This is a genomic window from Bradyrhizobium uaiense (genome assembly GCF_010811875.1).
Taxonomy (GTDB): domain Bacteria; phylum Pseudomonadota; class Alphaproteobacteria; order Rhizobiales; family Xanthobacteraceae; genus Bradyrhizobium; species Bradyrhizobium uaiense.
On the sequence record NZ_VKHP01000202.1, the window covers coordinates 1 to 17,738 of the forward strand.

Below are 17,738 nucleotides of genomic sequence, written 5' to 3' on the forward strand. Positions count from 1 at the left end.
AGCGCGGCAGACTGACATTGGACAGGGCCGATGGAAGCACGTGGTGGGCGCGCCGCACCGAGGCGGAGCGGGACATTCAGGTTGCCGCCAAGCAGCTTGCCAGGCACATCGCGCAACGACGTCGCCGGCGCGCGCCCAGGCTGGTTGCCCCCGGTCCGGCCTACGAGCGGTTCGTCGCGCGCTTTCCATATTTCACGACGGTCGATCAGGCCAGGGCGATTCGGGACGTGCTGGATGATCTTGCGTCAGGTCATCCGATGGATCGGGTCGTCTGCGGCGACGTCGTTGCGCGATGTGCCTGGCAAGCTGCTTGGCGGCAACCTGAATGTCCCGCTCCGCCTCGGTGCGGCGCGCCCACCACGTGCTTCCATCGGCCCTGTCCAATGTCAGTCTGCCGCGCTCCGCTGCATACGGCCAGATCAGCGCAAGGTCGGCGGGTGGAACGAGCACGGCATCATCGCCCGCAAATTCCAGCCTGATCATCTCGCGGGATGATCCCTTCCCCATGTCGTAGGTCTGCAAGCCGTCGAGCACGGCCAGCCCGCGCTGCAGATGGACGACGACCGCGCCCCGCTCCGGCACGTCGGGATGATCGAAAGCCGCGCCCCAGGCTTTGGCCATCGGCTGCGGATGATGCGCCCTGCTGCCGAGCACGTCGGTCGCCGTCACGACGACAAGCGGCTTGCGGCCAGAACCGATGAAGCCGGTGTCGAAATCAGCCAGCAATGCCGCTTCGCCACCCCGTCCCTTCGCTGCCTCGTCCCAATCGGCACAGCGTTCCGCCTTGATGCCGCTCATCCGCTCCATCGCGCGCAGGTCGTCCTCCACCGCCGCGACCAACAGCAGCCGCGACCCGGCGCGCTCGGTGTCGGCGACAAATGCGCGGAGAGCTTTCCGTGACGAGGCGACCTTCGAGAAATCGGGCGTCGGGGTGAACGCCGCCTTTCGTGGCAGCGCGCTCATGCGTTTGGTCAGTCGCTTCCAGTCGCCGGGCCCGAGATACTCGCGCTCCGCCTCCCTGCGGCCGGCTGCCTCCTTGATCGTGCCCAGCCAGCTCTCGGCATGGCCCGACACGCCGGCGTCCGCGATCCAGTGGGCGCGATCACAATAGTCCGGCAGCGCTGCGCGCTGTGCCCGCTTGCCTCCCAACGCGATCCGCTCGGACATCGGATCGATCAGCAGTTCCTGCGCGTCGAAGACGACGTCGTGCTCGTCCGGATCGACGCCGGCGATCCTGCGGATCACGCCGCCGGAGTGTTCGATTCTGAACGGCCCGAGGGCGCCGGCGGGAAAGACTTCGAACGTCATGCCGTGGAACAGCGCGCTCCCGGGAAAATCCGCCTCTTCGTCGAGATCGTAGCCGAGAGCCTCCAGACGATCCTTGAGATCCTGCTCGGAATAGTCCGCCCCCACCTTCAGGCTGATGCTGAGGCGCGCCCAACTGGCGGGCAACGGCAGGCGCTCCATGATCGCCTCCGCCGTCGACACCAGGAAGACCGGCTTCTTGCTCCTGGCGAGACGCCGCAACACCGAACTCCGTCGGCCGGCGATCTCGCGAGACGGCTCCAGTCCGTCAAACGGCAAGGTATTCAGCCTCGGGAACACCAGCACCTCGAGCGAGGGATCGAGCGAATGGAGCACGCTGCCGAGGCGCTCCGCCCTGTTCTCGCTCTCGGCAAGGAAAACGATGCCGTCGCGGCCGGACTTCTTCCATTGCTCGAGGAGGTGGAGTGCCAGCATGCCGAGGGGCGAGGAAGATGAGATCCCGGAGCGCGCCGATCCCTTGCTTTTCTTCTTCGCGCCAACAGCGGCGCGGGCCTTCTTGGTATTCGCCACGTCAAATCCGTCGTTATTTCGTGAGTCGATCGCCCGTCGACATGCATCTCGGGGCGACTCGGGGCTTGTCGCCAACCGGCATGGAAACGAAAGCGGCACAGATTTCCAGACAGCCGGCCCCAGCCCGCCCCGAAATGCCGGCAGAGACTCGATCGGGAGAAATCGATTCTTCTATCGAAATCAACAGCTTGTTTGCTGGCTGGGGCGGGAGGGATCGAACCTCCGAATGGCGGAATCAAAATCAACTAGATTAATGAACGATATCAAGGCCCGTTTGGAAAAAAATAAGAAAAACACCCGCCAGCGATTTCAATAGCTAGCCAATCGTTTCCAAATGAGGAAGCTCCCGAATTCCTCATCAGCAGATTGGACTGGAATCGGCGCGAGACCCCTCGGGCTCCCTTAACGGTCGGCGCAATGCGGCACTTAGACCGCTCGCGATGTGAGACGTCATGCGTCTGGGCGTCCAGCGGAGCCCTGACACTCACCTGAGACCAGCTTTCCGTCGGCATTAAAGCTTCTGCATTTGAGCCGGCGAGCGGGCGGCCGCCCTCGCGGGCCGAGGCCATCCTCAAGCTCCTACGTTCGTCGGTCAAGCCATCGGCCATAGGACGGCTCAGGGGAGCCCCGGGTAAGGCTTTTTGGCCAATGCCAGGCCCTCGGCACCTCGGCTCGATATCCTTACACCATCTCAAGGCGCGAGCGACTGGGCCGGCGACGACCTCATGCACGATCCCAATTTCATGGGCTCGCGGCCCCATCAGGGTCAGCCCCCGCAGGATTATCTCAAGCGTTTTGGCTTTACCAATGATCGTCGGCAAGCGTTGGGTAGCGCCGTTACCGGGAAAGCTGTCGATGCGCGTCTCCGGCAGACCGATTGCTGTGACGGCATTCCCGGCGACGCGCAGATCGCACGCCAGCGCAAACTCGAAGCCTCCACCCATGCACAGCCAGTTGATCGCCGCGATGACCGGCTTCTCAACTGCTGCAATCATGCCCGTGAGGCACCGCCGTGTTCTCCGCCCTCAGCTGTTGTAGATTCCAAGTTGAGAATATGGCTCGGGCGGGCAGCAGTCCAAGGGAACCCAGACGTTCAGAGCGACGAATAGAACCGAGCTACCGCTGCACCGGACTTGCCGCCTGGTCCGTCACAATTGCCTTGCTCAGCTATATCACGGCCCCAGAAGTGCGTGAGGAGGCGCGATCATCGGCCGGCCGGGCCACGAGCAAGGCGGCTCGATCCAACGTGGAACCCTCTACGGGGGCGACTGAAACTGGCAGTTTTCTAGCATACTGACCTGGGTTTATCTCGACGACCTCCAACGGAGAACCTTCATGTACATACCACCCCACTTTCGAGACGACGACCTCGAGAACATTCGAGCGACAATCCGCCGCGCCCGATTGGCCAACCTGGTTACGGCCACGTCAGACGGGCCCCTTGCGACGCCTCTTCCGCTCTTTCTCGATGAGAGCGAAGGCGAACACGGCGCGCTGTACGGGCACCTAGCGAAGGGCAATCCGCAATGGCGCACGCCCCCGATCGGAGAAGCTCTCGCGATCTTTACTGGCGCAGAGGCTTATGTGACGCCATCCTGGTATCCCAGCAAACGACAAGCTGAACGTGTGGTGCCGACATGGAATTACATCGCGGTTCACGCCCATGGGCCGACCGAGTTCTTCGAGGATCCCGATCGCCTGCTTGAAACCGTGACGCGCCTGACGAATATCCATGAGACGTCACGTGCGACACCTTGGGCGGTCAGAGATGCTCCCGCGGATTTCATCGCCGCCCAGTTGCGTGAGATCGTTGGCGTGCGCATCCCCATCACCAGGGTCGAAGGCAAGCGCAAGATGAGTCAAAACCGCCCCGCGCCTGACCGCCTTGGTGTCGCCACCGGCCTGGCGGCGAGCAAACTGCCACGGGATCAGGAAGTTGCAGCTCTTATCCTGGTTCAGGGCTGAGGCGACACTGTGCATGACTGGCGCCAACAGCGCCGGTCGACAGAGAGCGAGCCTACATCTGCAGCCCTCACAGGCTCCAGCGACATTAGTTTTGCCGTGACGCTGGTCAAGGCATTGAGCATTGGCTGCAGCGGCGTCCTCTCAGCGGAAAGTTGTTCAACACCCCGGAGCTTCGACTTAATATTCCGAGTACTGAGAACCCAATTCGCCTCACCAGAGTGAACCGATCTCGGAGAGATCAACCTGGGCCATCGATTAACTCGCAAAATTCACTAACGGAACGGTCAGCTCGGACTTACCGCACAGACTCTTGTCCGTATTCTGACAGAGACGCAATGTTGTGTCCGGTCCAGTGCAGCGCGCATAGCAAGCGTTGAGACCTTCCAAAGCCCTTCCGGCCTTGTTGCATGCCAACGCTGGCTGGCATGGCCATTGCTTCAACCAAATCGATCCAGAAATAGAGCTACAGAAGCAGCAATGCTCACGCTCTCCACCCGCCCTCTCGCCTCGGAAGAACGGTCCGCCCGCTCAGCTCACTGGCGCGCGTTGCACCCGTGACGACTCTGTTCGAACCACTACGATCGCCCCAGACATGTAGACCAGAATATCTAAGCCTCGAACACATTCTATCGCACGATCACATTTGCCTTAGGTTCACGCATGAAATCCGCGATTATTTTCGACTGGAATGGCACGCTGCTCGATGACGCCAACGCGGTGCTGCAAACCATCAATGCAATTTTGAGCCGCTTCGGTCGCGCTGCTGTGGATATGCACAAGCTTCGAGAGAAGTTCGAACTCCCTCCTTCGGTTCTTTTCCGCAACCTGGACATGTCGAAAGATGAAATCGAAGTCGTACAGAGCAACGACAACGCCATTTTTCACGACACTTATGAGTTCCTGTCGCGCAACGCGGCCTTACGTAAAGGGGCTCGAAATGTTTTGCTCGCCGCTGATCAGCGAGCCATCCAAACCGTTATTGTCAGCAACCACATTGTTGGACCAATTCGCACACAAGTGCGAAGACTTGGGATTAAGACTCACGTCACCGATATTTTGGCATTTGAGAGCCGCGCAACTCAGTTTAGGAGCATGAGCAAGCAAGAACGGCTGCGCTTGTATATGCAGGCCAATGATCTGTGCCCAGAAAGAACTGTCATCGTGGGCGATATGCCAGTTGAGACGGAGATTGCCCGCAATCTTGGCCTTATCAACGTATCAATCGTAGGAGGATATGTTTCCGAAGCGCGCTTGCGCGCGGCAGGGCCCGACTACATGATTTATGATCATCATGAATTATTACCAATCTTACAGAAGCATTGCCTTTTTGAGGGCAGTTGAGTGATTGCAATAACATAACTGAATATCTTCCGTCGGCACGCTCCTGCTGCTGCGCTCTTCACGATTGCACTATATTCGGTGGGTGACGTCGACGATCGAGCTTCTTGTCACTCGGTCGAATCATCGGTTAGTCCGAGAACTCGCGCCAAATAGCGCAATTCGTTGCCATGGGGAGCTACATGTTCTTCTTTCGCCTGGCACGATGCTTGCTGAAGATCATCCGCTCCGAGAAGCAGAAACTTCAAGGGCTTGGAAAAACAACATGAGCACAACGGCTTTGATCGGTGACGTCATTCCGGGCGCCGATGTTCTGAAACGTGCGGCGCGCATCGGTGCCGAAGTCAAAAATATCGAGCTATCGGGCGATCTATCGGACCGCACGATCGCTGCGATCAACAGCTTGCTGCTCAAGCACAAGGTGATCTTCTTCCGCAACCAACGACATCTCAATGACGTTGAACAGGAGCGCTTTGCCGCTCGTCTTGGAAAGCTAACGCCGCATCCGATGCTCGGCGCCGCCAGGGGGACGGCCTCGCTCCTCGAACTGGACTCCACTCGCGGCGGCGGTCGCGCCGATGTTTGGCATGCGGATGGGACCTTCGCCGATGCCTATCCCAAGATTTTAGTCCTGCGGGCCGTAGTAATGCCAGCTTTCGGAGGCGACACCGTGTGGTCGAACACAGCTTCCGCGTATCTCGATCTGCCGCCGCCGCTACAACGGCTTGCCGAGGAGCTATGGGCCGTTCACAGCAACGTTTTCGATTACGCCGGGATCGCGCGTGTCCGCGAGGTGGACAAGAAACACTTCGACGAGGTATTCACCAGAACGGTTTTTGAGACCGAGCATCCCGTCGTGCGCGTCCACCCCGAAACAGGCGAGCGGACGCTAGTGCTCGGCGCTTTGGTGAAGCACTTTGTTGGGATCTCCAAATACGACGGACAAAAGCTGTTCGATCTGTTCCAGTCTCATATCACCGCGCCCGAAAACACTGTGCGCTGGAACTGGTTAGAGGGCGATATCGCGATATGGGATAACCGCGCAACGCAGCATTACGCCGTCAACGATTACGGGGACCGGCATCGCGTCGTACGTCGGGCGACGATCGAGGGTGACGTGCCCATCAGCGTCGATGGCCGGAGCAGTGTAACGCGCCTGAAGGTGACCGAATAAATGCCCATCGACGCCCAGCGCGCTCTTGTATTTGAAAACAGAGATAGCCTGGTAATCGGAGTTATTTCGGGGCAGACGCAGGAACACGCTTTCCGACACGATATCTTAGCTCTCGGGCCAAGCCCGGCAGCGTCTAGGTTGATGCATCGTACTATTAGCTTTGACCGGCAGCTTCGAGAAGCCTTGAGCATCACTGTCCTTCGCCAGCGACCGGTACGTGGCCTTCACGTTTCAATTTAGAAAATCCTCGATCCGTGGCCATAAAGCGCGCCAACATGGGAGCGATGAGCTTAGTCGGTTCGACCACTTGACCACCTTGACGCGTAAGGGCTTCTGCATATGCAATGAGATCGCGATGCACGGCCGCCGGCAGCTCCGCACTCACTTTGACCGGCTTGTCGTCTGGAAGCTCTCCTATTTTGAGCTTTGGCATGTTGTCACCCTCTATACGGCGTAAGTATGAGGTCGCGATTGACAAGAACACGAACCCGGAAACCAGGTCGTACAGTCAAAGTAGGCTGGATGTTGAGACTGCGTCGAACCACCTGCTGTCCGGTTTGGTTTAGTGAGTCGGAGGCACCGTGTCGTAATGCCTGGATGATGGCGCTGTCGTTGCTGTTGGTGTCCGAGCCGGCACCCAGTTCAGTCCCGACCGCCAGAAACGTCGATAGTGCCGCAGCCTTGAAGAGCTCGCCCCAGTGATTGTCGACCTGGTCTTCGAGGCCTGCATACCCTGCAGTGTCAGCCGCAGGCTGCCGCTCGAGAACGACGGAACGTCCATTTGGCATGATCAGCCGCGTCCAGACCAGCAGAACGCGGGACTGGCCGAAGGTGACCTGGCTATCGTATATACCGATCAGACGCGCTCCCTGAGGCACAAGCAGAAAGCGGCCGGTCGGCGTGTCGAAAACATTCTCGGTTACCTGTGCCGTGATCTGGCCTGGAAGGTCCGATCGAACCCCGGTAATCAGGGCTCCCGGAATCACCGTCCCAGCCTGCACGATGTATGGTGAAGCCGGCCGGGTGATGCGGTCAGGGCTGACCGTGCGACGATCCACAGAGGCGTTCACGAAGGCAAGCTTGCGGTCCTGGCCGTTCTGCGCAGATCCATCGTCGCCAGTGCTCGTTGCGTTCGGTAGCACGGCGCGGTTGCTTCCAACCGCCGCAGCGGTGGTCGCACGCACTCCTCCTCCATTGGTCGAAGCGAATAGATGACTGATGCGGGCTGCCTCGGACTCTTGATCTCGGCGCTGCTGGTCCGGATCAGCGCCGATCGCCGGCGGCTGGCCTTGGGCGGCAAGGATCGGTCGACCGAGATCCCCCGGAAGCGGCGGACCAAGCTGCGGGATTGGCTGGCGCGGAACGCCAGCATAGTCCTTCGGGAGTGTCGTAATGCCGTCGGCAACATTGTGGTGCTCGGTACTGTAAAGCTCATTGGCCGCTTGATTACGGGAGCGATTGTTCTGTAGCGACCACAGCACCGCTCCGCCGATGACAAGCAGGGCAACCGCGCTCCCGCCGGCCAAGACCTTCCGCGACAACCGCGTCACGCGCGGCTGCTCAGCTCTCAAGCGGAAGCTCCTGGACTGATCCTCTTGTGTCTCAGGCGGAGCCGCTTGCTCCTGATCGTTTCCATTCCGGGTGTTCATGACGACGGCCTCCTGTCGGTCCGGACAATACGGACCTTCTGTTGGTGCTCGCCGCCGAGCCGCAGTTCGGCGGCAGCAAACAGCCGATCGACGATCAATACGTTGCCGTAAGCGCGATAGTTGACGAGTTCAGTCTTGCCGTCAGGGCCGATGACGAAGAGCGGAGGCATCTCGCCCTGTACGATTCCTTGCGGAAATTCGACATAGACCTTGCGGCCATCGTCATATGCGGCGAGCGGCCGCCAGGGAGGACTGTCCCCTTCGATGGCATAGCGGGAGATGCGCTGCGCCGGGTCTGGAAGAACAGGCTTCAGAGCGACTGAACGCGATCGTTCCCGCGCAGTTTCTGGATAGTACCAGGCAACGGATGGCATATATGGCCGCTCGCGGGAGCGTAGTTCGATCAAGTAGGTGCGCCGATCGGTATTGACGACGAGATTGGTCTCGATCGAAGCTCGGGTCGGCTTGACCAGGATATGGACGCGACGCGTGTCGCCGCTCCCGCTCTCGGTATCGCCCACGACCCAGCGTACGGTATCTCCGGCCGCGATCGGTCCTGATCCCGTCAACTGCTCTCCTTCCTCGAGTGCGATATCCGTGATCTGCCCCGGCGCGGCGTAAATTTGATAGAGGGCTCCAGGACTGTACGCGTAAATCTGCGCCGCGTTGAAATACCCCCGCTTGCGCGGTTCAACCCGGGCTGCGCTGTTTGCGGTCTCAACCCGGCTCACGGGTTCAGCGTCTTCCTTCCCTCCCGACTTGCCGCCGAGCGCCGGCTTCCAGAGGGGTGGAACGTGAAGCGGTCGCGATCTGTCATCGAGAGCCACCGGCGTCGCCGGTAACGGAGGAACTTCAGCGTCGTAGCTGATCTCCGGCGGAATGTAGGTCGCGCACCCTCCGAGCGGAGACGAACAAAGCAGAAGAGCGGACAGAAGTGCACGCTTCGAGCTCACTAGCTCGGGACAAGCCGAAATGAGCCTGCTTCGCTCGAGGGAACGTTTCCAATGAACGTTAGACGGCGTCTTGGTCACTGACTCAACTCCTTTGACCAGTTGATGGCGCGGACGTAGACGCCAAGGGGATTCTTGCGCAGGCGTTCGGCATCGCGTGGCGTCTCGATCACGATCGTGAGAATTGCAGTCCAGCGCTCGGTCGAACTCAGCGAGCCGTTGTCGTAGATGCGCTCGGTCCACGCGACCCGAAAACTTTCCGACGACGCGCGAATGATGCTCGAGACGTCGACGGAGATCTGCGCCTTACCCAGCTTGGCAAAGGGGTCATTGTTCCGCGCGTAGTCGTTGAGCGCAGCGGCGCCGCGATCGGTCGTAAAATCATAGGCCCGGAGCCAGTTTTGGCGTAGAACGATGCCGTCGGCTGGCAGACCTCTGACATCCTCGATAAAGCGCGCTAGATGGTAGGCGATCTGCGCATCAGTGGGTTGATAGTCGATGTTGGCCGGCGCAACCCTTTGGGCTTGGCCGAGATGATCGACTTCGACCACCCAGGGCGTGATCGATCCTTGATTTGACTGCCAGACAAGCCCACCAGCGAGAGCGGCTGAAAGCGTCAAGCAACCGAACGCCATCAGGCGCCAATTCTTGGCTTGCAGACGCGCTGATCCAATGCGTTCGTCCCAGACCTGCGCTGCTTTCTGATACGGTGTGACCGGTTCGGGCGTGCGCCCGTAATGAACGGAAGTGCGCGTAAACATCGATGGTTGCCCCTGGTATCGGGTGGTCGTTTTCAAGTCGTGCGATGGAGGGATTTGAGGCGCTGCTGTGCGGCGGGGGTGCAGTGGTGCGTCTCAGCGCTCTCCTTCGGACAAATCGACGGAGGAGCCGCTGCCACCATGATCGCCCGAGCGGACCGCGTGGCCGACAGCCGAGGCACCATGCCGGATGGTCTGAGCACGCTTCATGCGGCGCGCCCAATCAGGCTGCCCTTCGGCCGAGGTGCTCGCGGCCTGCTCGCCCGCTTGCCCACCGCCGAAGGCAGCCGCTGCGCGACGCAAAGGACTCATCGCAGCCGAAGCGCTAGCCTCCGCGACGCCAGTAAGGCCGCCGCTTCGATACGCGGCTGATGCTCTGCTCATGACAGCGCCGCCACCACGCGCGGCGCCTGCAATCGCGCCGCCAGCGAGACCAGCGCCACCGGCGGCAACACCTGCGCCTGCCGCAACAATGCCGCCGGCAGCAAGGCCTGTTCCAATCGCGGCACCGGCGCCGAGCTGAGGTCCGCCCGACACCAGGCCGTTTGCGATACCCGGACCGAAGATACCGAGACCCAGCAAGGACAGCGCCGCAAGCACCAGTGTCATCGCGTCTTCGATGGTTGGCTGATTGCCACCAAAGCCAGCTGTGAACGGCGAGAGTAGGGTCGATCCAATTCCGACGATGACGGCCAGGACCAAGACCTTGATTCCGGAGGATATGACGTTGCCCAGGACCCGTTCTGCTGCGAAGGCGGTTTTGCCAAACAAGCCAAAGGGAATGAGCACGAAGCCAGCCAACGTCGTGAGCTTGAACTCGATCAGGGTGACAAAGAGCTGGATCGCCAGAATGAAAAAGGCGAGCAACACCACGATCCAAGCGAACAGAAGGACGACGATCTGGACGAAATTCTCGAAGAAACTGATGTAGCCCATCAGGTTCGAAATCGAATCGAGCAGCGGTCGGCCGGCGTCGAGCCCTACTTGAGCGATCTTTCCCGGCCTCAGGAAATCGGATGCGGACAGGTTTGCACCTGATGCTTTCAGCCCAAGACCGGCGAAGCTCTCGAAGACGATGCGCGCCAGGCTGTTCCAGTCGCCGATCAGGTAGGCAAAGACGCCTACAAAGAGCGTCTTCTTGACGAGGCGCGCGATGATGTCTTCGTCCGGCCCCCAACTCCAGAACAACGCAGCAAGCGTGATGTCGATCGCGGCAAGGGTTGCTGCGAGATACCCGACGTCGCTACCGAGCAATCCGAAGCCGTTGTCGATGTAACGCGTGAATGTTTCCAGGAATTGGTCGATGATCCCCGTACCGGTCATGGCTTCGTCGCCTCGGGTGTCGCCGGCTGCGGGTGCGGATAGCCGTGCGCGATCCGGCTCTGATCCTTTGGAGCGGACGCCAACCCTGCGGTGGAATCGTCTTGGCCAGGAACCGCGGCATGGGTTTTCTTGGCAAAGAAGCGACGCCGGTTTTCGGCCCAGACCTGCCTGCAATGCTGATAACCTGCCGTTTCCTCCGCAGTGACGCTGCGGCAGCGTGCGAGGTCGGAGCTGGTTACATCTGTCGTCTGCTCCGCCTTCGGCAGCGCGGGCGACTCGTCACCACCGCGAAGCTGAATCGTGCAGGCAGCGACGGCCACTAGGCCGATTGTCGTAAGCAACGAAAGCGCCTTGAATGCTTTTGCGTCGGTCATCAGTGGAACATCTGCACATTGGAGGATTGATAGCCTTGTCCTGGCGTCAGGAATCGTCTGAGCTGCTCTCGCCCCTGATCCTGGGCTGAGGCGCGCTGAGCCGCTTCAAGATTCTGCGCTCTGCCCTGCGCCGCCACGGCCGCCGTGAGATCGGCAAGTTGTTGCGCTTGAAGCGCGAGGATCTGATTTCCGGCCTGAGTTGCCTGCAGGGCGCCACTGGCACTTTGGCTTGACGTTACAAGTGCGGACGTTTGGCTACGATTGGTGTCGAGGTTACCAACGATGCCGGCCTGAACCCGGAGCGCGTCTTGTGTTGCCGCGTACGTATTTTGCCACCGCGATTGAGCGTTTGTGACCAGTAATTGGTTGGACTGGCTGCTGGTGGCCGGCGCGTAGCTCGTCGAGAACGCGCGATCGATCTGCGCGACATCGTAGGCAATCCGCTGGGCCTGAGCCAGCAATTGCTGGGTCCGCTGGATCGAGGATTGCAGTTGCTGCAGCGATGAATACGGCAGGTTTGCCAGATTCTTCGCCTGATTGATCAGCATCTGCGCCTCGTTCTGCAACGAGGTGATCTGGTTGTTGATCTGCTGGAGCTCCCGCGCAGCAGTCAGGACGTTCTGAACGTAGTTGTTGGGATCGAAGACGATCAACGCCCGCGCGGGCATCGCGACGCCAAGCACCAGCGCGATAGTGCCAGCGGCCGCCGATAGGCCAAGACGCTTCATAGAGATTTCTCCAGATTGACGAGATTGGGGATCAGGTCGACGGCCCAGGCGACGCCACGGTGCTGCAGCCAGGCCGGCACAAAGCCGTCAGGTCCATGCTCGGCGAGGAGCTGTGCGATGCCAGCCTGGTCTGTCTTGGAAGAGGCCGCGGTAAAGGCGAGCGCGATCTCACCAAGCCCAAGTTCGAGCATCCGGTTGCCCCGACGCGACTGGCAGTAGTAGTCGCGCTTTGGCGTTGCCCGGCTCAGAAGTTCGATCTGACGGTCATTAAGGCCGAAGCGGCGGTAGATGGCGGTGATCTGCGGTTCGATCGCCCGTTCGTTCGGCAGCAACAGGCGCGTTGGGCAGCTTTCGATGATCGCCGGCGCAATCGCAGAGCCATCAATGTCCGAAAGCGACTGGGTGGCGAAGATGACGGACGCGTTCTTCTTCCGAAGCGTCTTCAGCCATTCCCGGAGTTGCCCCGCGAAATCCTCATCGTCGAGGGCAAGCCAACCTTCATCGACAATAAGGAGTGTCGGCCGGCCGTCGAGACGGTCCCCGATACGATGGAAGAGGTACGCCAGCACGGCCGGGGCAACGCTCGTTCCAATCAAACCTTCGGTCTCAAAGGCCTGGACCGAGGCTTCGCCAAGGCGCTCGAATTCGGCATCGAGCAGGCGACCGGATGGACCGCCGAGGCAATAAGGTTGCAAGGCGCGTTTCAGGGAGTTCGATTGGAGCAGGACTGACAAGCCCGTGAGGGTGCGCTCCTGCATCGGCGCCGACGCGAGAGACGTCAGCGCCGACCACAGATGATCCTTGACCTCCGGCGTGATCTCGATCTTTTCCTGTGCCAGGATCGCGCCGATCCATTCCGTCGCCCATCCGCGCTCGGAAGGATCATCAATCCAGGCCAGTGGCTGCAGAGCGACGGGTTGTTCACCTCCGTCGGACAATGCGCCGCCGAGATCATGCCAATCACCGCCCATGGCGAGGGCGGCCGCCCGGATCGAACCACCGAAGTCAAACGCGAAGACTTGTGAGTTCGGATAACGCCTGAACTGTAGCGCCATCAGCGCGAGCAGCACTGACTTGCCAGCGCCTGTCGGCCCCACCACAAGGGTATGGCCGACGTCGCCGACGTGGAGCGAGAATCGGAACGGCGTTGATCCCTCGGTCTTGCCGAACAGAAGCGGTGGACCCTTGAAGTGCAGATCCCTCGCCTCGCCCGCCCACACGGCCGACATCGGAATCATATGGGCAAGGTTGAGAGTCGAAACCGGAGGCTGCCGCACGTTGGCGTAGACGTGCCCCGGCAGACTGCCGAGCCAGGCTTCAACAGCGTTCACCGTCTCGGTCATGCAGGTGAAATCGCGGCCTTGAATGACTTTCTCGACCAGGCGGAGCTTTTCATCGGCGGCACTAGGATCGCGGTCCCAGACAGTGATGGTCGCCGTGACAAAGGCTTGTCCGATCTGATCCGACCCCAGTTCCTGCAACGCCGCGTCGGCATCAAGCGCCTTGTTATGGGCATCGGTATCGAGCAGCGTCGAGGCCTCGTTCGTCATGACCTCCTTGAGAATGGCGCCGATGGACTTTCGCTTGGCAAACCACTGCCGCCGAATCTTTGTCAGCAGCTTGGTGGCATCGGTCTTGTCGAGCATGATCGCCCGGGTCGACCACCGATATGAAAACGCCAAGCGATTCAGGTCGTCGAGGATCCCAGGCGTCGTCGCGCCCGGAAAGCCGACGATCGTCAAAACCCGTAAGTTGGCTGAGCCCAACATCGGCTCCAGACCGCCGGTCAGCGGCTGGTCGGCCAACAGCGCATCGATGTACATGGGAATCTCGGGCACCCGAACGCGATGACGCTTGGTCGAGATCGTCGAATGCAGATAAGTCAGCGTGTCCTGATCATTGAGCCAAGCGCATTCCGGCATGAACCCTTCAAGGAGGCCGAGCACGCGGTTGGTTTGGTCGACAAACCCGCGCAGCACCTCGCGCGCGTCGGCTCCAGCGGTACGATCACGACCCTCGTAAAGCAGTCGCTCTGCCCTCGCCGCTCCCTCCTCCGGAGGCAGATAGAGGAAAGTCAGGAAGTAGCTGGACTCGTAATGGGCACCCGCCTCTTCGAACTGAGCCCTGCGTTCCGCGTCGACCAGCGCGGACGCGACGTCCGGAAAGGAGTTAGACGGATACGCCCCCGCAAAATGACGCTGCCCCTCAACGAATACGGCCCAGCCTGATCCCAGGCGGCGCAAAGCGTTGTTCAGACGACCGGCGACGGCGACAAGTTCAGCCGGTACCGCGCTATCAAGGTCAGGTCCCCGGAATTTTGCCGTCCGTTGGAACGAGCCATCCTTGTTCAGAATGATCCCTTCGTCGACCAGGGCTGCCCAAGGCAGAAAGTCGGCAAGACGAGCGTCGGAATGGCGATATTCGGCAAGGTTCATCATGACCGAAAACTCAGAGATTGAGATGACCGGGAATGCGCAGATGTCGGCGCACCACATCGACGAAGGCAGGATCGCGCTTGGCGGCCCAGACGGCGGCCATGTGGCCGATAAGCCAGAGGACGAGACCCGCGATCCAGAGCCGCAATCCAAGTCCAAGGGCCGCGGCAAGCGTGCCGTTCACGATCGCGACGGACCGCGGCGCGCCGCCCATCAGAATTGGCTCGGTGAGCGCGCGGTGAACCGGCACGACAAATCCTGCGACCGGCTCGTCCATCAGATCACCACGCCGCCGCCGAAGGAGAAGAACGACAGGAAGAAGCTCGAGGCGGCGAATGCGATCGACAGGCCGAACACGATCTGGATCAGCCTGCGGAAACCACCTGACGAGTCCCCGAACGCGAGCGTGAGCCCGGTCACGATGATGATGATGACGGCGATGATCTTGGCGACCGGACCTTCTACCGATTGCAGGATCTGATTGAGGGGCTGCTCCCATGGCATGTTCGAACCAGCAGCCCGTGCCGGCGCCGCTGCCAAAAGCACGGTGCCGAAGGCGGCCAACGATGCACCTCGAAGAAAACGAAATTGCTGACGCATGTCAGTCTCCTGCTGATGAAAGGGTGTAGTCGCCGGCGGCGCCAAGGCCGGTGACGAGGGCGAGCTCAGCGAGGCGACGGTCAGCGCCGCGTCCCGCAAGCACAGCGACGATGTTGATGGTCTCAGCGATCAGGGCGCGCGGAACGGTGATGACGGCTTCCTGGATGAGCTGCTCGAGCCGCCGCAGCGCGCCAAGCGCGGTGCCCGCATGAATGGTCCCAATGCCGCCTGGATGCCCAGTGCCCCAAGCCTTGAGCAGATCGAGCGCTTCAGCACCGCGGACCTCGCCAACCGGGATACGATCCGGGCGTAGTCGCAGCGAGGATCGAACGAGGTCCGATAGCGTGGCCACACCATCTTTGGTCCGCAGAGCCACGAGATTGGGCGCTTTGCATTGGAGCTCGCGTGTGTCTTCGATGAGAATGACCCGATCAGAGCTCTTTGCCACCTCGGCGAGGAGCGCATTCGTCAATGTCGTCTTGCCGGTCGATGTCCCGCCAGCGACGAGGATGTTCTTCCGTGCGGCGACCGCGTCCTTCAGGGTCCTGGCCTGCTCCGAGGTCATGATCTCCCTGGCGACGTAGTCGTCGAGCGTAAACACGGCGACGGCGGGCTTGCGGATAGCAAAAGCCGGTGCTGCAACGACCGGAGGCAAGAGACCCTCGAAGCGCTCGCCGCTCCCCGGGAGTTCGGCTGAAACCCGTGGCGCGCCGGCATGCACCTCGGCACCCACGTGATGCGCAACCAGGCGAACAATGCGCTCGCCATCCGCAGCCGAAAGGGTTTCGCCTGTGTCGATCAGGCCGTTCGACAACCGGTCGATCCACAACCGCCCATCCGGATTGAGCATCACCTCGATGACCGCTTCGTCTTCGAGGTAGCCAGCAATCGCGGAGCCAAGCGCGCTGCGCAGCATTCGCGCTCCGCGCGAACTCGCTTCCGATTGAATGGAATGGATTGCCACTGTTCGCCCCCAACCGAATGAGGACGTCCAACGAGCGTCCTCATATGGGGATGATTAGAAAAGGCACCGATGGACTTGGCGCAACAAGCGGCTTCAGTGATCGTAGACTGGCGTAGAAAAAGAAAGGCTGAGAACTGATCTTTGAGGCCTACTTAATCGTATCGGTTCGCTGAGAGTGGCTGCTCACCACTCCGCATCGTCATCCGAGGGCAGGAGGATGACCGAATCCTCATACAACCCGGCGGACTCGATAGCGTAAGGAACATCAGCTGGCTTGAAGAAGAGGAATGAACTCATCCACGAAGCGATGGATCTGCGCCAGGGTAGCGCGAACCAGACCAACGTCGCGCTCTGCAGTGCTAAGTTGAGACCGAACGCGACCTGATAGGCCTGGACGGGCCTATGGCCATCATTTGCAGACCATTGCTCCAAGATCAGACCTGTCGCGTATTGCGCCAGAAACGCCCAACCAAACTGCAAGACGTTCAAGGCGCCGTTGGCACGACCGGCAAGCTCCGGCGGAAAGTAATCCGCTATCACCGCGAAGCTGACCACGGTTGCCGTCCCGACAATTGCGACAACGGACCAGGGCAAGATGGACGGCAAGGGCGCTCGCAGGATCAAGGACAATTCGGCTGCGATAAACAACACTGCAACCAAGGCTAATATCGTCTCTGCCCCAATTCCCCTTCGTTTGATGTGATGGACCGTCATACCAAACAACCAGGCACCGGCGCTGAGCACGATCGACATCATGAAAAGCTGTCCGACGAGACTCGCGCGATCAAGCCCCTCCACGTCGGTCAGCCACGGTGATGCCCACAATCCCTGCAGAGACCAAGCTGATCCAACGCAAGTCGCCGACAACGGGGCCATTCGCCAAAAGCGCCGATCACCGAAAACGGAGCTAAGGGTGGTGCGCGCTGTTGATGGGACAATGCCTCGTTCAGGTACCACGACATAGATGAGAATTGCCGTCGCGCCGGTCGCGGCAGCCAGGACCTCAAAGAGCTGCCGCCATCCCATCCAAGCGAGCAGGTGTTCAACGGGAGCCGTAGCGGTCACCGCTCCTAGCGAGCCCAACATGATCATGTAGCCATTAAGCAAGGCAACCCGTTCCCTGGGGAACCAAAGGATGATGGACTTCAATCCTGCCGTCAGCGCCGCCGCCACGCCCAGCCCGATCATTGCACGCGCGATCAAAAGTGACAGGAAACTGGTCGATATCGCGAACAGTCCGGCGCCCATTGCTGCGAGCAGGAGCAGAACACTCTGGACTCGACGCGGACCAAAGCGGTCCAACAATATACCGATGGGAATCTGAGCCGTCGCGAAAACAAGGAAGTAGACTGACGTAAGCAATCCGAGGTCGGCAGTCCCAAGACGGGTATCCGAGCTGAGATGACTTGCGATCAAAGCGTTGATCGTTCGAAACAGATACGAAAGATAGTATCCAAGCGCAAATGGGAGAAATACGCGCCCGGTGAGACGCCATGCCCCTGAAATTTGCATGCTGGCCCTTCTTGCTCCTCAGCTCATTCGAGCGGATAGCGCGTCCAGCTTTTCATGGGCTTGGCTAAGTTTCTGCGGTCGCGGCCTGGCGTAGAAAAAGAAGGACCGTCGAAGCAGCTCGCCATGTCAGGT

The 17,738-nt window shown here is 60.4% G+C and carries 17 protein-coding genes; 3 read left to right on the forward strand and 14 right to left on the reverse strand.

What is annotated here, in order from left to right; all coding sequences use genetic code 11:
* Positions 1 to 192: 192 nt before the first annotated feature.
* Together FNJ47_RS34730 and FNJ47_RS34735 are read right to left on the reverse strand one after the other, a co-directional pair.
* Positions 193 to 1,740, reverse strand: coding sequence for a CarD family transcriptional regulator (locus FNJ47_RS34730; protein WP_347341750.1), 1,548 nt, complete (start codon positions 1,738 to 1,740; stop codon positions 193 to 195).
* 359 nt (positions 1,741 to 2,099) lie between these two features.
* On the reverse strand, positions 2,100 to 2,831 hold the full coding sequence (locus tag FNJ47_RS34735) for an enoyl-CoA hydratase/isomerase family protein (protein WP_163160409.1): 732 nt from the start codon (positions 2,829 to 2,831) through the stop codon (positions 2,100 to 2,102).
* 340 nt (positions 2,832 to 3,171) lie between these two features.
* On the opposite strand from FNJ47_RS34735, the gene FNJ47_RS34740 reads away from it, so the two are divergent.
* From FNJ47_RS34740 to FNJ47_RS34750, 3 genes are all read left to right on the forward strand, one after another.
* Positions 3,172 to 3,801: an FMN-binding negative transcriptional regulator gene (locus FNJ47_RS34740; RefSeq protein WP_163160410.1), complete on the forward strand. Its 630-nt coding sequence runs from the start codon at positions 3,172 to 3,174 to the stop codon at positions 3,799 to 3,801.
* Positions 3,802 to 4,461: 660 nt separating this feature from the next.
* Complete coding sequence (locus FNJ47_RS34745; RefSeq protein WP_163160411.1) at positions 4,462 to 5,142, forward strand: HAD family hydrolase; 681 nt, start codon at positions 4,462 to 4,464, stop codon at positions 5,140 to 5,142.
* A gap of 262 nt (positions 5,143 to 5,404) precedes the next feature.
* Complete coding sequence (locus FNJ47_RS34750; RefSeq protein ID WP_163160412.1) at positions 5,405 to 6,313, forward strand: TauD/TfdA dioxygenase family protein; 909 nt, start codon at positions 5,405 to 5,407, stop codon at positions 6,311 to 6,313.
* Positions 6,314 to 6,503: 190 nt separating this feature from the next.
* Here the strand turns inward: FNJ47_RS34750 and FNJ47_RS34755 are convergent, their stop codons facing one another.
* The 12 genes from FNJ47_RS34755 to FNJ47_RS34810 form a co-directional block, all read right to left on the reverse strand.
* On the reverse strand, positions 6,504 to 6,746 hold the full coding sequence (locus tag FNJ47_RS34755; RefSeq protein ID WP_163160413.1) for a DUF2274 domain-containing protein: 243 nt from the start codon (positions 6,744 to 6,746) through the stop codon (positions 6,504 to 6,506).
* Between the two features lie 4 nt (positions 6,747 to 6,750).
* Positions 6,751 to 7,962: a TraB/TrbI/VirB10 family type IV secretion system protein gene (locus tag FNJ47_RS34760; protein WP_163160414.1), complete on the reverse strand. Its 1,212-nt coding sequence runs from the start codon at positions 7,960 to 7,962 to the stop codon at positions 6,751 to 6,753.
* Positions 7,959 to 8,993, reverse strand: coding sequence for a P-type conjugative transfer protein TrbG (trbG, locus tag FNJ47_RS34765; protein WP_163160415.1), 1,035 nt, complete (start codon positions 8,991 to 8,993; stop codon positions 7,959 to 7,961). Before trbG ends, FNJ47_RS34760 begins: the two co-directional genes overlap by 4 nt.
* Positions 8,990 to 9,673 (reverse strand): conjugal transfer protein TrbF, encoded by a 684-nt coding sequence (gene trbF, locus FNJ47_RS34770; protein ID WP_163160424.1) that lies wholly within the window; start codon positions 9,671 to 9,673, stop codon positions 8,990 to 8,992. Before trbF ends, trbG begins: the two co-directional genes overlap by 4 nt.
* Positions 9,674 to 9,766: 93 nt before the next feature.
* Positions 9,767 to 10,993, reverse strand: coding sequence for a P-type conjugative transfer protein TrbL (gene trbL / locus FNJ47_RS34775; RefSeq protein WP_163160416.1), 1,227 nt, complete (start codon positions 10,991 to 10,993; stop codon positions 9,767 to 9,769).
* Entirely contained in the window at positions 10,990 to 11,367 is a 378-nt protein-coding gene (gene trbK-alt, locus FNJ47_RS34780; protein ID WP_163160417.1) for a putative entry exclusion protein TrbK-alt, read from the reverse strand. The genes trbL and trbK-alt overlap by 4 nt, the downstream gene beginning before the upstream one ends.
* Positions 11,367 to 12,095: a P-type conjugative transfer protein TrbJ gene (gene trbJ, locus FNJ47_RS34785; protein WP_163160418.1), complete on the reverse strand. Its 729-nt coding sequence runs from the start codon at positions 12,093 to 12,095 to the stop codon at positions 11,367 to 11,369. The genes trbK-alt and trbJ overlap by 1 nt, the downstream gene beginning before the upstream one ends.
* Positions 12,092 to 14,533 carry a conjugal transfer protein TrbE gene (gene trbE / locus FNJ47_RS34790; RefSeq protein ID WP_163160419.1) on the reverse strand — a complete coding sequence of 814 codons (2,442 nt, stop codon included), beginning with the start codon at positions 14,531 to 14,533 and terminating at the stop codon, positions 12,092 to 12,094. Before trbE ends, trbJ begins: the two co-directional genes overlap by 4 nt.
* A gap of 10 nt (positions 14,534 to 14,543) precedes the next feature.
* Positions 14,544 to 14,807 (reverse strand): VirB3 family type IV secretion system protein, encoded by a 264-nt coding sequence (locus tag FNJ47_RS34795; RefSeq protein ID WP_163160420.1) that lies wholly within the window; start codon positions 14,805 to 14,807, stop codon positions 14,544 to 14,546.
* Positions 14,807 to 15,130: a TrbC/VirB2 family type IV secretion system protein gene (locus FNJ47_RS34800; protein ID WP_163160421.1), complete on the reverse strand. Its 324-nt coding sequence runs from the start codon at positions 15,128 to 15,130 to the stop codon at positions 14,807 to 14,809. Before FNJ47_RS34800 ends, FNJ47_RS34795 begins: the two co-directional genes overlap by 1 nt.
* Before the next feature lies 1 nt (position 15,131).
* Positions 15,132 to 16,046 (reverse strand): P-type conjugative transfer ATPase TrbB, encoded by a 915-nt coding sequence (gene trbB / locus FNJ47_RS34805; RefSeq protein WP_165445999.1) that lies wholly within the window; start codon positions 16,044 to 16,046, stop codon positions 15,132 to 15,134.
* 231 nt (positions 16,047 to 16,277) lie between these two features.
* Positions 16,278 to 17,606, reverse strand: coding sequence for an MFS transporter (locus FNJ47_RS34810; RefSeq protein WP_163160423.1), 1,329 nt, complete (start codon positions 17,604 to 17,606; stop codon positions 16,278 to 16,280).
* Between the last annotated feature and the right edge of the window lie 132 nt (positions 17,607 to 17,738).

What these genes read in the sequence shown, in the direction of transcription:
- FNJ47_RS34730 (WP_347341750.1), bottom strand. Translation starts at nt 1,740, where the DNA reads ATGCTGGCACTCCACCTCCTCGAGCAATGGAAGAAGTCCGGCCGCGAC.
- FNJ47_RS34735 (WP_163160409.1), bottom strand. Translation starts at nt 2,831, where the DNA reads ATGATTGCAGCAGTTGAGAAGCCGGTCATCGCGGCGATCAACTGGCTG.
- FNJ47_RS34740 (WP_163160410.1), top strand. Translation starts at nt 3,172, where the DNA reads ATGTACATACCACCCCACTTTCGAGACGACGACCTCGAGAACATTCGA.
- FNJ47_RS34745 (WP_163160411.1), top strand. Translation starts at nt 4,462, where the DNA reads ATGAAATCCGCGATTATTTTCGACTGGAATGGCACGCTGCTCGATGAC.
- FNJ47_RS34750 (WP_163160412.1), top strand. Translation starts at nt 5,405, where the DNA reads ATGAGCACAACGGCTTTGATCGGTGACGTCATTCCGGGCGCCGATGTT.
- FNJ47_RS34755 (WP_163160413.1), bottom strand. Translation starts at nt 6,746, where the DNA reads ATGCCAAAGCTCAAAATAGGAGAGCTTCCAGACGACAAGCCGGTCAAA.
- FNJ47_RS34760 (WP_163160414.1), bottom strand. Translation starts at nt 7,962, where the DNA reads ATGAACACCCGGAATGGAAACGATCAGGAGCAAGCGGCTCCGCCTGAG.
- trbF (WP_163160424.1), bottom strand. Translation starts at nt 9,673, where the DNA reads ATGTTTACGCGCACTTCCGTTCATTACGGGCGCACGCCCGAACCGGTC.
- trbL (WP_163160416.1), bottom strand. Translation starts at nt 10,993, where the DNA reads ATGACCGGTACGGGGATCATCGACCAATTCCTGGAAACATTCACGCGT.
- trbK-alt (WP_163160417.1), bottom strand. Translation starts at nt 11,367, where the DNA reads ATGACCGACGCAAAAGCATTCAAGGCGCTTTCGTTGCTTACGACAATC.
- trbJ (WP_163160418.1), bottom strand. Translation starts at nt 12,095, where the DNA reads ATGAAGCGTCTTGGCCTATCGGCGGCCGCTGGCACTATCGCGCTGGTG.
- trbE (WP_163160419.1), bottom strand. Translation starts at nt 14,533, where the DNA reads ATGATGAACCTTGCCGAATATCGCCATTCCGACGCTCGTCTTGCCGAC.
- FNJ47_RS34795 (WP_163160420.1), bottom strand. Translation starts at nt 14,807, where the DNA reads ATGGACGAGCCGGTCGCAGGATTTGTCGTGCCGGTTCACCGCGCGCTC.
- FNJ47_RS34800 (WP_163160421.1), bottom strand. Translation starts at nt 15,130, where the DNA reads ATGCGTCAGCAATTTCGTTTTCTTCGAGGTGCATCGTTGGCCGCCTTC.
- trbB (WP_165445999.1), bottom strand. Translation starts at nt 16,046, where the DNA reads ATGCTGCGCAGCGCGCTTGGCTCCGCGATTGCTGGCTACCTCGAAGAC.
- FNJ47_RS34810 (WP_163160423.1), bottom strand. Translation starts at nt 17,606, where the DNA reads ATGCAAATTTCAGGGGCATGGCGTCTCACCGGGCGCGTATTTCTCCCA.